Consider the following 16212-nt stretch of genomic DNA (forward strand, 5'->3'; position numbering starts at 1 on the left):
TCCTCCCTGTTTTAGGCAATTCTATTTTTGTTGATGTTTATCAACTAGTAAGTATTTATATCGCCTATATTTCTATTATTGCCTAAGTAGAGATTACTAAACCGTAATAGTAGAACTGTAAAGAATGTAAGGTTATTGAGTTCTTTGCGTTGAACTGTAATGTATCTTTTGGATTCGGGTACCAGGTTCTAACACAATTCAGATAATTACCTCCGAGAAGCCCGAGCTGTGAGAATAAGACAAATCCCTTTACGTCCTTAGTGGCGTAAAGGGATTTTGTTTTTTGATAGCCGTTATTTTACAACAAGAGCCTATAAAGAACAAACCTACGTTTAAGTGAGTCTATTTATATAAATTGTTTGGGTGCCTGTGCAAGACGAAGTTGTGACAATTCATCAAATTTTATAAATATACAGTGAAAAGATCAGCCAAAGTGAATATGGCTGAGCTTGCTTTTTTTATGCAATTGTAGTGAATTTACTGAATAGTGTCGTGCACAGGTACCTGAAATTTATTCTACAACTTCTTCTGCATCAACGCATACAAATTGACAGAGTAGCGTATCACTTGTGAGGTGCACAGCTCCCTAAAACTACCGTTCGTTGATAAACATATAAAATACAGAAAAATCCCCTTACGCCACAAAGGACGTAAAGGGATCTTGCAGTACTATCACAGTTCAGTGCTCTATATTGAGTTATCTGAACTGTGTTAGAACCTGGTATTGTTAGTTAGTTAGTTAGTTAGTTAGTTGTTAATTATTTTACATCTACATTAAGTGTAGAAGATGCTCTTACAGTTTTATTAGTATCATCATCAGTTACAGTGATTACAACTGTACCTTTTTTACCAGAAGCAGTAGTTGTACTAAGAATATTTTTAGTCCAATCCGCACCTAGAGTGATATTTTGACCTGCTGCTCCAGATAATGTAGCAGCTACTGTGCCAAGAATTTCATCATCTTTCTTTGTATAGTTACCATCATCATTTTGGTCTAGGTATAACACTGGTACTGCTACATTATCTAGATCAATACGAACTTTTGATGTTGTATCTACTGATACCTTAACACCTTCAACGATAGCATCAATACCAGCAACTGTATCAGTAATTGTAAAGATATCTTTATACGTGATAGCTTTATTTGCTACTGAAATTGTAGTCCCATTATTTTTCCATGCGATTGATTCAATTGTAGGGTGTACTTCTTGAACTGTAATAGTTGCAGTAGCTACTTGTACTCCAGCTTTTTTCAAGATGATTTGAGTAGAACCAACTTTAACACCTGTTACAACGATTTTTCCATTTGACAGAGTAGCGTATCACTTTTGAGGTGCACAGGTCTCTAAAACTACCGTTCGTTGATAAACATATAAAATACAGAAAAATCCCCTTACGCCACAAAGGACGTAAAGGGATCTTGCAGTACTCTCACAGTTCAGTGCTCTAAATTGAGTTATCTGAACTGTGTTAGAGCCTGGTACCGTTAGTTAGTTGTTAATTATTTTACATCTACATTAAGTGTAGAAGATGCTCTTACAGTTGTATCTGTATCATTATCAGTTACAGTGATTACAACTGTACCTTTATTACCAGAAACAGTAGTTGTACTAAGAATATTTTTATTCCAATCCGTACCTAGTTTGATATTTTCACCTGCTGAACCAGCTAGTTTAGCAGAAACTGTACCAAGGATTTCTTCATTATTGTTACGGGAACCGTTATCATCTGAATCTAGGTATAGTAAAGGTGCTGCATTACCATTACCTAGTTCAATACGAACTTTTGATGTTGTATCTACTGATACTTTTACACCTTCAACGATAGGATTAACACCAGTAGCTGTATCAGTAATTGTAAAGATATCTTTATACGTGATAGCTTTACCTGCTACTGAAATTGTAGCCGCATTATTTTTCCAAACAATTGATTCAATTGTTGGAACTTCTTCTTTAACTGTAATAGTTGCAGTAGCTACTTGTACTCCAGCTTTTTTCAAGATGATTTGAGTAGAACCAACTTTAACACCTGTTACAATGATTTTTCCATCAGCGTTTATAGCTGCAGGTACTGTAGCTACAGTATGATTTGCAGATTCTACAGTAAATCCAGCATCAGCTGCATTTAATGTTTGTAAAAAGCCACCAGATTTAGTAAATTCTTTTGCATTTAATGTTACAGTTTTTGTACCAGCTAGGTTAGCTACACCATTAGAAGAATCAGATACTTCTAATTTATAGTTATCTGCTGTGTTATCAGCAGAAACATTAACTGTGAATTGACCAAGGTTTTTAAGAGTAGTTAAATCTTTAACAACTACTGTATAAGAACCAGCTGTCGCACCTGCTAAAGGTTTAATTGTTACTGGTAATTTTCCATCCTCTATAGCATTAGTCGCAGTTACACCTGCTTGACCAGTTACTTCTGAAACTGCGATAGTTGCTGAACCAGCTGCTGCAACAATTTTAGAACTATCTAATTTTTCACCAAATTGGTCAGTGATTGCTACATTATTTGTAAGAGTTGCTCCTGGAGCAACAGTAACACTACCAGCAGTTGCTTCAGTTGCTACACGAGCTTCATTAACTACAGTAATTTCTTTAGAGTAAGTAACATTACCTGCTGTTAAAGTAATTGTTGTTTTACCAGCTTTGATAGGTGAAATTTCACCTGTAGAAGCATTAATTGTTGCAACTTCTGGATTTGATGAAGCAAATGATGATAAACCAGATACTTTAATCACGTTTCCTGTATTAGATTTAACACTATCTACTACTACATTAGCATCTTTTGTTGAAACTACAGCTTTTGTTAATCCTAATTGGCTAGTTTTAAGAACGATATCGCCAATTGCTGGTGTTGCAGCACTTACTACTTTTACTGTAACAGTATTAGATTCAGCTGTTTTGCCATCTTTAGTAAGTACTACTTTTACATCAAATGAATCATTTAATTTTAGTTTAGATTCATCAATCTCACCTGTAGTAGAAGTAGTTCCAGTTGTAAATACTCCTTTGTTGGCTTGGAATTCAATACCATAACCAAGTGAGTCAATTGTAGATAAGTCAGTAACTGCACCGTTAAGTGTTACTTGTAAGAATTGCTTATCTTTGTTAGCTTCAAGTGTAGTAGTTGTTACAGCTGCTGTAGCAAAAACGAATGTGTATTTTACTGTAAATTCTTTAGTTCCTGATTCAGTTTTAACAGTTACTTTGTATTCAGAACCATCTACAAGAGCAGTTTCAAGAGTTAAAGTAGCTGATTTTCCATCAGCTGCTGCTGAAATAGCTTTAACTGTATTCCCTGCAACTGTTACGTCTGTAGCTTTAAGATTTTGAAGACCAGTACCAGTTAAAGAAAGAGTTGTAGCGTTAGTCGCCGTTACCGATACAACCACTGGTGATTTCGTCAATTCTGCTTTGTATACGAAAATAGCAAACTCTCCACGTTTGATAGCATCGCTAGTACCGAATTTAGTAGCTGTTTTACCAGAAGTGATTCCTGCGTCAACCATACCTGCTACTGCAGTTGCATAACGTGAGCTAACATCAGTGAACTTCAATTTAGAAGCGTCGCCTTTAAAGTTGTAAGCATTCACGTTAGCTAAAAGAAGTGCTACTTCGCCACGAGTCAAGTTGTCTTCGAAACCAAATTTCGTTGCTGTTTTACCGTTAACGACACCAGCTGCTTTTAACGAGTTGATCGCAAGAGCTGCGCGTGTTGGCACGTCTGAGAATCCGCTTGCAGGAGCTGTTTCGTCTTGAAGACCAAGTGCTTTTGCAAGGATAATTGCTGCGTCTCCACGTTTGATTGTTTGTTGTACACCGAATGTAGTTTCAGTCAAGCCAGCAGCCAGATTATTAGTTACTAGATACTCTACTGCGTCCTTATAGTTACCTGAAACGTCTGTGAATGCTGCTGTTGTTACAGATGCTGATGCCGCTGGAACAAGTGCAGATGCTACTAGTGCTGCTGTTGCAGCAGTTGTAACGAATTTTTTGTAAGAATTTGATTGTAAAGCCATGTGTAGTATTCCTCCCTGTTTTAGGTGTATCTGTTTTGTGCTGATATGTATCAGCGGTGTTCTTCCGTCTTAGTATACCATTAGTTCATTCGTTAGGCTATGAATTGTTACTAAACATTTCATAGATTACCAAGAATGTCATAGTACCTAAACTCTCATTCTATTATACATCTTACTCTGTATTTATCAAGAAGAATCTGAATTAATTTCTAAATACTTATTTCAACAAAATCATAGAGAAGTAAAATATAGGAAGATGATTATCAAGTTAATGAATTTTTATATCAACACGCCACTATACATGAACATTGGCTTTATATAGATTTCGTTCAATTTGTCTCACTAAAAACCAATCTACTAGTTACGAATTAACACATTCGTAAGCACTTTCTTTTTTACATCCTTCTAAATAATTAGTAAGATTACGCATTGTTATATTATCGTATTATCTTGAATCTACTACCGATATATTTGGGTCAATTAGATTCCTGTCATCTAAAAAAGCCCGAATCTCGTATGTTATTAAACACTTGAGATTCGGGCTTTTTAATTTGTCATTTGGTTATCGTATCAGTACTAATTCGTGCCTGGAAGACCAGGACCGCAAAAAGAAATGCGAGATAGATTGATACGGATGGCGCTGTCAGTACATGCCCTGCCGTATAGCTAATGCCTATTCCGATTAGGAATGCAACGCCGGTCAAGATTCCAAAGTATGTGAATCTAGTTTTAAAGTTGGTGATGAACTGCCAGACGTATTTTAGAGCGAAGTACAGGATCGGTGCCATCATATATAGGAAACCGATGATACCGAAAGAGTAAAACCAGTCGTGAAAATCCATTTCAATCATTTTAAGCGGTTTGTGCGGTTGAGGGTAGTCATAGTTACCTGCGAAACCCATACCGAATAATTTCTGACTGATCGGCGCTTCTGCGAATTGCCTAGTGTAATCGGCTGCGTATTGTTCTCGACTGCTAAACACTAGATTTTCAAACTGTTTCCCCGTTATGAATGGGTCTTCCTCTTCTTCTTCATCAATCACAATTTCTTCCCCAAATTCATCAAATTCAACGGGCTTGTCCCCCATTGAAATGCCTAGTATGTTTAAATGAGCAAACATGTTACCGAATACTGGGGTGAATGGTGTAGTGAAACTTAGTACAATGAGCAGGATGGTAGAAACGAGTACATTCGCTTTTACCACTTGTTTGTCGGTATCCTTGTTCTTCATAAGCAGCATAATTAAACTGCCAACCAAAACGGAAAGGAGAACAATGATAATTCCTCCGTATCCCACTTTGGTTCCGAGCGCAAGCATCGATATTGAGAGCAAAATGAACGGCAACCAATAAATGAACTTTTTCGGAGCAGTCATTTTATTTACTGCGTATAGGGCGGTGATAGGCAATAGTATTGCCATTGTTGCACCGATTTCATTGCCCGCGTAAAACCACCCTGTCCATCCTTCTTTCGACCTTGCATAGTTTGCAAGGCTTGTTCCAGTCAACTGCGCAATGATGAATACGGCACTGATCATGCCCGATGCAATAAGGAAATAGTTAACGAGCTGTTTCTTTGTATCGGTTCCATTTTTCGCTAGTGCCTCTATTAATAGAAGGAAACCGAAAAACAGTACGTGGAAATAAACGACTTTTGTATAAAATGTCAATTCTTCAACGACGAAAAACGGTTCTTTCACAGTCATACTTGTTACAAAGTTAACAATGACGAGTACTGCAAATCCGATTAAGTAAAGTAAATAAAGTTTTGCCCGTTTACTTTTTGTAGCGGCATAGATAATCCATCCAGCCATGACTGCTAAATAGGCTAGACGGATGATGACACCGATTGTTAACGGAATATCTATGAATAAGATTGAAGCAGTCGTCAAGATATCTATGATTGGTTGGATAATTATGAACGCAACGAGTGCTAGCATTATTTTATGTTGTTTAAATTCCATGGGGACTAGTTCCTCTTTCGTTTAGGTTTTCTATGTTAGTTTTTAGAATCTCCGAGAACATGGACATCAAATCCTGCCTCTTCCCACTTACGTCGATCGATGCAATTTTTCGTATCGATAACGACTTTGCAGGCCATTTGCTTCGCTGCTTGGTTCGGATCCATTGTTTTGAACTCCTCGTGGTTCGTTAAAATGACAATTGCTGAAGCGCCATCTAATGCTTCATCTATATTTTGCGTTTGCACGTCCATGTTGTTTGTCTTGATATGTGGATCGTATGCGAAGACATTCAGCTCTTTGTTCAGCATTTGTTTAACGACATCGACGGAAGGACTTTCCCGCATATCATCAATATTCCCTTTGAATGCAAGGCCAAGTGCAGCTACTTTTGGTTGTTCTACGCCTTTTTCTTTTAGTATATCCGCCGTCAATTGCGCCGTATATTCTGGCATACCATCATTTGTCCGGCGCGATAAGTGTATGATTTGTGCAAGTTCCGGGTTTAACTCAACAAGGAACCATGGGTCGACTGCGATACAGTGTCCACCGACACCTGGACCCGGTTGGTGAATATTGACGCGCGGGTGGTAATTTGCAAGCCGTATTGCTTCCCATACGTCCACACCAATGTTAGCTGAAATTTTTGCCAGCTCATTTGCGAGTGCAATATTGACATCGCGATAGGTGTTTTCCATGACTTTGACAAGTTCTGCTGTGGTGTCGTCTGTTTCATGCATTTGCCCTTTGACAAATGACCGATATAATTCAGATGTCATGCGCGCTGATGCTACATTCACACCTCCGATAATCCGATCATTCGAAACAAGTTCTTCGAAAACACGACCGGGAATAACCCGTTCTGGTGAATGTGAGACGAAAATTTCCGTTCCGATTTCGAGTCCTGATTGAACAAGTTCAGGAATGATGACATCTTGTACAGTCCGAGGTGGCACTGTCGATTCGAGAATGACAAGATTTCCTTCTTCGACGAACGGCGTGATTGCTTTGGCTGCGCTACGGATGTATTCAAGATTTGCCGTTTTGTTGTCCGTGATTGGTGATGGTACAGCAATAATGAAGACGTCCGCTTTTACAGGTTCTGTCGACACTGTGAAAGCGTTCGAATCAATTGCTTTGTCTAACCGTTCTTGCAGGCCGTTCTCTTCTATATGAAGTTTTTTATTACTGATGTGTTCGACTACACTTTCGTTGACGTCGACACCATGTACGATGTGTCCATGATTCGAAAACATAACAGCTGTTGGTAGACCGATGTAACCCAGTCCAACTACGCAAATTGATTTTTTCATTTATATGCTCCTTTTACATTTCACTTAGTTTCTTCTATTAAATAGTAATTTTATTAAAAAGCGTGGTAAGTTGAGCTGACGTTTAATGCGTTTCGGGTCGCTCATAAGCCTGTAAAGCCATTCGGTACCTGTTTTCCTGAAGAAAGCCGGTGCCCGTTTGACCGTTCCGGAAAACACGTCAAAACTGCCGCCGACTCCCTGGAATACTAAGACGTTTGAAAGCTTGTCCATGTTGCGTTTAATCCATAATTCTTGTTTTGGGCTGCCAAGGGCGACAAAAATGATTTTGGCAGCACTGTCGTTTATGCGTTCGATGAGTGCGTTTTCGTCTTGTTCATAGCCGTCAGTCGTTCCTGCAATCACAATTCCGGGATTATCTTTTGTAATGTTTTCTGCAGCTCGTTCGACAACTTCTCTCTTCGCTCCGTATAAGTAGATCGGATGGCTTTCTTCTGCCGCGAATTTTAACAGGCGTGCCATCATGTCGACACCTGTTACACGTGTTTTGATATTCCCATTTTTCAGCTTGGATGCAAGTAGGATACCTACACCGTCCGCGATTTGAAATGTGGAGCCGTTAATAAGCTCTTTCACTTCGGGATTTTTTTGCGCGGCCATCACTTTTTCCGGATTGACTGCGATAATTGTCGACTTATCCCCGCGATCCATTCTCAGTTTTATAGCCTTCACAATTCCTTCATATGTAAGTGGCGATACATGTACGCCAAGGTATGCATCCTTCATAGTTGAACCCTCAATTCCATCGCTTTCAATTGTATTAGTATAGCAGAAACTCAAAGCGGTTGCATAGCTATCTGTAAGAGTGATAAAATCTGAGGAGGATGATGCTTTCACGAGTACGTGGAGGCTTTTGTTATGAGGAGGAACGGGTATTGAAAATTGTAATTTCCGGCTTTTACGGCCTTGGCAATACAGGTGACGAGGCGATTTTGAAGGCGATTGTTGATAATTTACGTGCGGAACTTGATAATCCGGACATTACAGTGTTTTCATTGTCCCCTGAAGAGACAGCGAAAGAACATGGTGTAAAGTCGGTATATCGTGGATGGCGTCATGGGAATAAGGACAAAGTGAAAGCATTGCGTAAGGCGGACTTGCTAATTTCTGGTGGGGGTGGCCTATTGCAGGATACGTATCCGACTAAATTTTTGTTTGGTCCCCTTCCCTATTATTTGCTTATTGTCTTCTTGGCGAAGTTATGCGGAACGAAGGTAATGTTCTTCTCACAAGGCATCGGTCCTGTGACGAGTAAATGGGGCAAGTTTTTAATGCGATTGTTTGCCAATATGGCAGATTTGGTCACAGTACGTGATCAGTATTCAAAAGATTATTTGATTTCATTAGGGGTGAAACGCCCTGAAACGATTGTGACGGCAGATATTGTGTTCGCCTTTAAACCAAATGAAGATAATGTTGCGTATGTGTCGCTTGGTTTGACAGGTGATGAACGTCTTGTCGCCGTTGCACCACGTCCTTGGTTTGAACATGAAGATGTCTATATTGAAAAACTGGCATGGGTATTGGATGAATTGATCGAACAGCGTGGTGTTCTGCCCGTGTTCGTACCAATGGAACCGCCTTATGATACAAACGTTTCGAAAAAAGTGATGGCTAAGATGAAGCATGCGAATCAGACGCGTTTGCTTGGTGAATCATTTACACCCAATGAGTTTTATAATTTCATAGCTAAGACAGATTTAACACTTGCACTACGATTGCACGCATTAATATTCGCGGCATTATCGAACGTGCCGCATATCGGGTTAAGTTATGATCGCAAAGTGGAGAGCTTTTTGAAACGCTCAGGTATGTGGGACAAGTCGTTCCCTCTCGGAGAGTTTACAAAAGAGGAACTGCTTGAGAGTTCCTTATATGCGCTTGATCACTCGGATGAACTAAAAGCAATGATTGAACCAAATGTTGACGTTTTGCGTTCTGAAGCGCTTCGCAATGTTGACTTGTTACGAGATACGTTTTTGAATGGAGGACGATGAGTAATGAAGATTTTATTGGCAACTGCGTATGATTATCCTCATTTAGGAGGATTGTCGGTTCATTTAACGACATTGAAGTCAGGTCTTGAATCACGCGGACATGAAGTGCGTATTGTGTCGTTTACGGATGTGCCTAAGTGGAAAAAAGAAGGTGTCGTAAGAGGCCCTGCTTTTCTATTGAATAAAGTGAAACAAGGATCAGGGTATGTCTGGTCGTTGAAACGTCGGAAAGAAGGACTTGAGGCAATCATTAAAGCCGAAGTTGCGGATGGCTCGTATGACTTGGTTAATGCGCAGGATGTCTTTACGACATTTGCTGCTATGTCTTCCGATGTCCCTGTTGTCAGCACGGTTCACGGTTACTTGACGTTTGAAGGTATTTCCAAGGGGTCCGTTATAGATGGCTCCCCTGAAGCGAAGGAATTGATGGAAGATGAGCGGGCATCGTATAAAGCGACGCGCGAAGTAATCACTGTCGATACGCGGATCAAGGAGTATATCGAAAAGGAAACAGGCGTGGTCGGCAATATGATTAAGAACTTCATCGATGTCGAGTCGTTTAAGCCTGAGATTGAACGTCGAGATGAATTCCGTGAAAAGTATGGACTAGAGAAAGATGACTTGATTTTCTTCGTGCCCCGCAGGTTGACGAAGAAAAATGGTGTTATTTATCCGATTCTTTCATTGCCAGCAGTACTTGAGAAATTCCCGAAAGCGCGGGTTGTGTTTGCGGGTACTGGCGAAATGATGGAGACGATGAAAGCGAAAGCAGCAGAACTAGGCATAGCTGATCGCGTGACAATGGTTGGTGCAGTTGACCATACGGATATGGTTGAGTATTATGCGGCGAGTAACGTTGCGCTTGTGCCATCGATTTACTCTGCTGGTGTTGAGGAAGCGACTTCGATATCGGCGCTTGAAGCGATGGGCTCCGGTGTTCCCTTGATCGCATGTGCGGTTGGTGGTTTGAAGGAAATTATCGAGGATGGTGTGGACGGGCTGCTTGTTGAAGAGCAGAACGTAGAAGCCTTAAGCGACGCAATGATTCGCTTGCTTGGCGATCCTGAAGAAGGTCAGCGCTTGGCAGATACGGCTCGTGCGAAGATTATTGCGGAGTATTCACATTTTGCTGCAGCTGAGAAATATGAAGCAATTTACCTTAAAGCATTGAATAAATAATTGTGAAGCTCCCTGCCCCGGCTGGGAGCTTCTTCTATTATGGAGGGTATTATGAACCGATTGAAAAAGACAGCGTTATGGGCGACAGCGCTTGCGCTCGTTTTAAAAGTATCTGGATTTATCCGCGAATCAATTGTTGCAAAAGAATTCGGTGCTTCTTCTGAGACCGATGCCTATTTCCTTGCATTCGGCTTCATCACCCTCATTGTTGCCATGATTTCGACAGGGTTCAATAATGTTTTTTTACCGATGTATGTGAAAAGTCGGGCTGCCGGCGAGCGTGGAGATCAGAATGCCAATGCGCTATTGAATTGGACGATGCTCATTTTTGTCGGCGTCAGTATCGTTGGCTGGTTTTTCGCGGATGCATTTGTACCGTTCATTTACGGCAATATGACTGAAGCGACATCTGTTCTTGCCGTTCGAATGACACAGATTTTCTTTGCCTTTATGACGATGATTGCGCTTAGCGGTTTGCTCGATTCTTATTTGCAGTCGCGGCGTATTTTCGTACCATCGCAAGTTTCCAAATTGCTTGCGACATTAATGGCCGCCCTTTTCGCATTATTCTTCAGCGATATATGGGGTATTTTCTCTTTGATTTACGGTTTTATCGCCGGAACGGTAATGGGAGTTGTGATTCAAATCGCTGCCCTTATCCGCTCGGATTATAAATGGCAGCCTGTGTTTCGAATGGAGCGCGATTTCAAGGTAGCTTTCTTGATTTTGATTGTGCCTTCCTTACTGAACTCTGTCGTTGGACAGGTGAATTTATTTGTTAACCGATTTTTCGCTTCTGGCACGGGGGATGCGTCAGTTACCTATTTGAATAACTCTTCGCTCATCATCAGTATTCCGAATGCGATTTACGCGACGACTTTGGCTGCCATTATCTTTACGCTAATGAGTGAGCAGACGGAAAATGTGGCGAAATTTAGAGATACGGTGTTTCGTGGGATGGAAATTTCGTTGGTGACGCTATTACCGGTTGCAATTGGATTGTTGGTTGTCGGCGATGCGGTTGTTGCGTTCATCTATGAACGAGGCGCGTTTACGGCAGCAGATACAACGAATACACATCTGGCTTTGTTATTGTATTTGCCGATTATTGTATTTCAGGGAATGCAACTCATTTTGTCGAAGTCGATGTATGCACGCGGCAAGACGGCGGTTGTTTTTCGGATCAGTGTTACGACGATTGCCGTGAACTTTTTGCTGAACTGGTTGTTGGTTGATAAGTATGGGTATCCAGCGCTTGCGATTTCAGCGTCTGTTGTGAGTGTTTATTACTTTGTTGTGTCGATGGTTGTCGTGTACCGCGATTTAGGGATTGCTGAGTTTAAGCGATTTGCGCGGATGAGTTCGCGGGTTGTCGGTCCTGCTATTGTAATGGGACTCGCTGTTTGGGGATTAAAAGTTGTCCTTGGGGCTAGTGAGTGGGCAGCTTTGTTACAGTTGGCTGTGCTTGTACCAGCAGGGATTGCTGTCTATGCAGGCATGCTGTTCTTGTTTTACCGTGAAGGGGTCAGACGATTTGTTGGACTTATACGGAGATGAATTTTAAGTAAATCAAGGGAATCAATTTTGGGAGTGTGTTTTCGATTGAAGAAATGGATTGTTGGTTTGATAGTATTGCTAGTTGTAATCTTGGGTGTCGCGGTTTTGCCCAATTTCATAAAAGATACGACGATTGTCTATGAAGGGGATGATTACTCTGCCTCCCTTATGACATCTTCCGCAGTGAAGACCGAGTTTTCGGGTGAGAAGACACGGAAAATGGAAAACACAGTTGACGTTATTCGGGAATTTGATGTAAAACTGTTCGGCAAAGATATAGGAACCTATTCGATCGTAGAACGAACGCTAGGTAACGGGGCCGTCTTCCTCTTTGAACGGTTAGAGAATGATGGTTTGATAGGGTTTAACATGCGTACCACAATCGACTTTAAAGCCGGTGTGGATCTCGACACGAAAAATTGGAATCCCGTTACGGTTGACCACCCGCATCATAATGTTTTCGGGGAGGATCCGACGGTCAATCCTTACGGCAGGATTACGGCTACCAGTGAAGATCATACGCTTGAATTGCTTGTTGGAAACCAATACGTTTCGAAAGCGATGGTTAAAGAATATGAAAATGGAAATGCGAGTAAGATTCGTGAGTTGGACCGTGAATTCCAAGATATAGAAGTCAATGATGACGCAATTTCACGGTCGGCGAGCGTAGGAAGTGGAAAAATTGCAGAGTCTTGGATACTTGTAGCGGAAGAGCCTCTTTTCTCCTCCGAGGTTGAAGAGGATGACTATATCGATTTCGCGTTACATAATCAGGTTTCGCAGTTGAACTGGTTAACGATGGACGGCCCTTACACGAAGTTGCCGTTCTCAATCGAGCCATCTACTAAAATGGGCTATGGGCGTGTCATCGGCCGGATTGAAGATGACGTGGCGCTAGAGTGGTACGAGAAATCAGGTTCTGTATTTTTCGAAACGATGGTGTTGAATTCACGCATCAATCTGCTCTACTATATCGATGAGTTTGAAGGGACGCGCTGGCCTTCCGAGTATACGAGCACTTGGCTGGGTAATGCTTATGGTGTACGTGCTCCCTATGTGGATACACGCTACAATGAGTTCGTGTCGTTCTTCTTGGACAAGACCGCCGAAACGTTTAAAGGCGACGTAACAGGCGCAGAACTGTACGTACCTGTGTATGCGGATTATTTACTATCTCGCATTGAAGCTGGTGAAATCATCGAAGCTGGCGATGGCTATCTCATTGTCGATTATTTCGATGAAGATCCGAAGACGCCGGTGACGCATGCTTCCTTGAATCATGAACTAGGCGGTTTGAAGGTATTGTTGACCGCCTTTAGCGATACAGGTGAACAGAAGTATATGGAAGCTGCAAAGCATGTCATAACGGGTATTGAGTCGTTTGGTCATGCAGATGGCGGATGGATCCGAGAAACTGGGGATCTGTGGTATCAAGCGAGACCGGATGGCATGTTTTCTGGTGATGACTATCCACAGCTGACGTTATTGGATCTTCTGGAAACGCAGAAGTTGTTGGAGAAGATGAAGTTGCCACGAAATGCGTATTTCGATGAGATGATTGATGCGAAGCTTGGGTACTTGGAAAGTGAAGACGCGGAATTGATTGAGAAGGTTACGAATTTGCTAGAGGAATAGTTTGATGGGCTCCCGATTTGGGGGCTTTTTTTGATGCTAGGAGGATACTTGGAGGCTTCAATGATTTGTATCAAAAGTACATTGCACTGGTTGTACGGTTTTCCACACTTGACCTATGTTCTACTTTATTGCTTTAGGTAGTTTCTACCGTAAAAGAAAAACCCCAGTCAATCAGTTAAATTCTGATTGACTGGGGTTTTTATTGTTTGCTGTTATTTCTTTGGATAGCTGATTACGTTCACTACGTCTTCACGCACATAGCCGTATTCAGCGGATTGTAGATCCGAAAGGACTTTGTACCAAGTATAGTTGTCTGCTCCTTTAAGCGTTTCGACTATGACCAATGGATAGCCTAATGGATAGCCGACTCCTGGAGCGTAACCTTTGTACACACCTACATTTCTTGCTTTGTATTCAAACAAAACGTTAGCTGATGATGAAGCATCAGGTGATGTTCTAACTCGGGTCGGTATGTCAAATTTGGTAATTGCGAATTGACTGTATTCATGGAGGTCTTTCCCGCCCATTGCTTTATCATGTTCATACATATGAGCTCCTGCTTTCGCACCCCATGTCGGGTCCGATGCATAATTGACATTGAAGCCCGTCGTTTTATTACCAAATGCAGCTCCTAGGTTTCGGCCTAAGCCGCTAGCGGGATTAATATAGTTTGGATTTAAGAACGCATCTGCCAAGGCTACTGCACTTAATTCAGGCGATTTAAACGTCCCTTGATCCGGGCATAGTTTAGTCAATGAATCATATTTATAAAGACCGAAGAGATTGTTGCATTGTTGAGCAGTTTTGCTCATGCCGTAATCACTTTCATGAATCGCAAGTGACAAAATCATCAAAGCATTAATACTTTTTTCTTTTTCAATCGCCTTGAAGTAAGTTCCCATTCCAATTAGTTTGGACTTTTCACTAGCTTTAGCGTAATTGACAGGATATGCAATTTCTCTCTCTGTCAATTTCTCCATAATGTATTTATTTAACTCTTCAGCTGTATAATTCGTTGCAGTACGTGCGGATAAGAACTGGAAATATGGGAAATACGTACCTACTCCTTGTCCTTTTTCATTCATAAAATGGACACCGTCCGGACTATAGTAGACTACGCCTTGCTTCAAAAAGTCAGGTGCCGGTCCGATTGCATACCAACCTGATGATTTACTCATGTAATTATATATATTATGGATCAGCGTTCCATATTGACTTACAGAATAATTGTCTCGTTTTGTCACTAACGCAAGTGGAATCAGGTCCACTTGAGAGTGTTTCACGTAACCTTCAGTAGCACCAACTTGGACTTTCACAAAGTTGTCGGTCGAACCAAGATAACGCATTTCTCTACCTTGTTCTATATATGTTACTTGTTTTTTTAATGCAGTGTCAGAATAGATAACTGTATTCTCTTTCGCTCCGCTCGCTGTTTTGTTATCACCGAAAGCCATTCCTGTTTTAACACGTACTAGTTCATTGCCTCGATACATTGCTTGGTATTTAGCCGTATTATTGAAATCAGTAGCAGCATCCGAATATTCTTTATATGTTTTTGTCGCTTTTACTAGTTTGCCATTCTCTATCGTGGCTAACGTGTACAAGTTGGACACCACCGGTGGAGTTACAGGCGGTGTTACGGGTGGTGTAACAGGTGGCGTAACGGGCGGTGTAACAGGCGGTGTAACCGGGCCGCCATAGGACTCCTTCGCTTTTAAAAAGCGTGAAATGAATGCTGCTGCCTGTTCGCGTGTCGCGTTGGACTTTGGTTCGAAACGATAAGTTGTCTTAGGATCCTTTGCGTTGTTTGGGAATCCACTAATGATATTGTAATTGATGCTATAAAGTACGGCGCGGAATCCGCCGGATGAGACGAAATCTTTTCTGTCAGTGAACTCGATTCGTTTTTCTACTGTAGCCATTTGACTATAATCCAATACGTTCTTCATTGTGAGTGCTACTTGTTCACGAGTGATGAGATCATTTGGCTTGAATGTATTATCACTGGAGCCTACCATGAGTCCCGCGCCGCTCACTTTATGGATTGCGGAGGCTAATTTCGATGTAGGCGGAACATCTTTGAAACTCCCATTTGCTTCTGGTAGTTCAAGCGCTCTGGCGATGATTGCCGCAAACTGCGCGCGTGTTACGTTTTCCGTCGGTCGAAACGTTCCGTCTTCATAACCGCTCAAGTATCCTTTTTCAATCATTTCCCGCATTTCTAGTTCGAGAGAGCGTCCCGTCAATTCATCCGCATTTGCAGAAATGTTTGAAAGACCAACTGAAAGGGTAAATATTACTAACAAGGTTGCAATTAATTTACTACTAATTCTAGTCATTTCTTTCCTCCTGTATAATTGTAGTTTTTCTCTGACTTTCTAGCTTTAGACCAAATCTATTATTATCGTATCACTATTACTATACTTATCTATCAGTTTACCCCTTTGGTGTATGAGAAGTAAATAGAGAAAAGGAGCCGATCGTTTATTGTAACGAGCGACTCCCTTCTATTTATAGCTATCTTTACA

General features: G+C 41.2%; 10 protein-coding genes. 4 read left to right on the forward strand and 6 right to left on the reverse strand.

From position 1 onward, the window contains the following. Positions 1-758 precede the first annotated feature (758 nt). The 5 genes from AC25Y5_RS02875 to AC25Y5_RS02895 all read right to left on the reverse strand — a co-directional run bounded on the left by AC25Y5_RS02875 (position 759) and on the right by AC25Y5_RS02895 (position 8042). Positions 759-1256 carry a hypothetical protein gene (locus tag AC25Y5_RS02875; RefSeq protein WP_488139025.1) on the reverse strand — a complete coding sequence of 166 codons (498 nt, stop codon included), beginning with the start codon at positions 1254-1256 and terminating at the stop codon, positions 759-761. Between the two features lie 245 nt (positions 1257-1501). Continuing rightward, entirely contained in the window at positions 1502-4024 is a 2523-nt protein-coding gene (locus AC25Y5_RS02880; protein WP_488139026.1) for an S-layer homology domain-containing protein, read from the reverse strand. A 554-nt stretch (positions 4025-4578) separates the two neighbouring features. After that, a complete protein-coding gene (locus AC25Y5_RS02885) occupies positions 4579-5988 on the reverse strand; it encodes an O-antigen ligase family protein (protein ID WP_488139027.1) in 1410 nt (469 codons plus the stop codon). Positions 5989-6023: 35 nt separating this feature from the next. Continuing rightward, a complete protein-coding gene (locus AC25Y5_RS02890; protein WP_488139028.1) occupies positions 6024-7298 on the reverse strand; it encodes a nucleotide sugar dehydrogenase in 1275 nt (424 codons plus the stop codon). Between the two features lie 24 nt (positions 7299-7322). Then, positions 7323-8042 carry a WecB/TagA/CpsF family glycosyltransferase gene (locus AC25Y5_RS02895; protein WP_488139029.1) on the reverse strand — a complete coding sequence of 240 codons (720 nt, stop codon included), beginning with the start codon at positions 8040-8042 and terminating at the stop codon, positions 7323-7325. 149 nt (positions 8043-8191) lie between these two features. Between AC25Y5_RS02895 and csaB the strand changes: the two genes are divergently transcribed. From csaB to AC25Y5_RS02915, 4 genes are read left to right on the forward strand one after another with little or no spacing between them, the layout of a single operon-like run. Beyond that, positions 8192-9313, forward strand: a complete 1122-nt coding sequence (gene csaB, locus AC25Y5_RS02900; RefSeq protein WP_488139030.1) for a polysaccharide pyruvyl transferase CsaB — start codon at positions 8192-8194, stop codon at positions 9311-9313. Positions 9314-9316: 3 nt separating this feature from the next. Further along, complete coding sequence (locus AC25Y5_RS02905) at positions 9317-10492, forward strand: glycosyltransferase family 4 protein (protein WP_482101077.1); 1176 nt, start codon at positions 9317-9319, stop codon at positions 10490-10492. A 51-nt stretch (positions 10493-10543) separates the two neighbouring features. Next, a complete protein-coding gene (gene murJ / locus AC25Y5_RS02910; protein WP_488139031.1) occupies positions 10544-12049 on the forward strand; it encodes a murein biosynthesis integral membrane protein MurJ in 1506 nt (501 codons plus the stop codon). 45 nt (positions 12050-12094) lie between these two features. After that, positions 12095-13684, forward strand: coding sequence for a hypothetical protein (locus AC25Y5_RS02915; RefSeq protein WP_488139032.1), 1590 nt, complete (start codon positions 12095-12097; stop codon positions 13682-13684). Positions 13685-13896: 212 nt separating this feature from the next. Here AC25Y5_RS02915 and AC25Y5_RS02920 read toward each other — a convergent pair whose 3' ends face one another. Next, positions 13897-16023: an S-layer homology domain-containing protein gene (locus tag AC25Y5_RS02920; RefSeq protein ID WP_488139033.1), complete on the reverse strand. Its 2127-nt coding sequence runs from the start codon at positions 16021-16023 to the stop codon at positions 13897-13899. Positions 16024-16212: the final 189 nt, after the last annotated feature.

The organism is Sporosarcina sp. Y1011 (genome assembly GCF_057669885.1).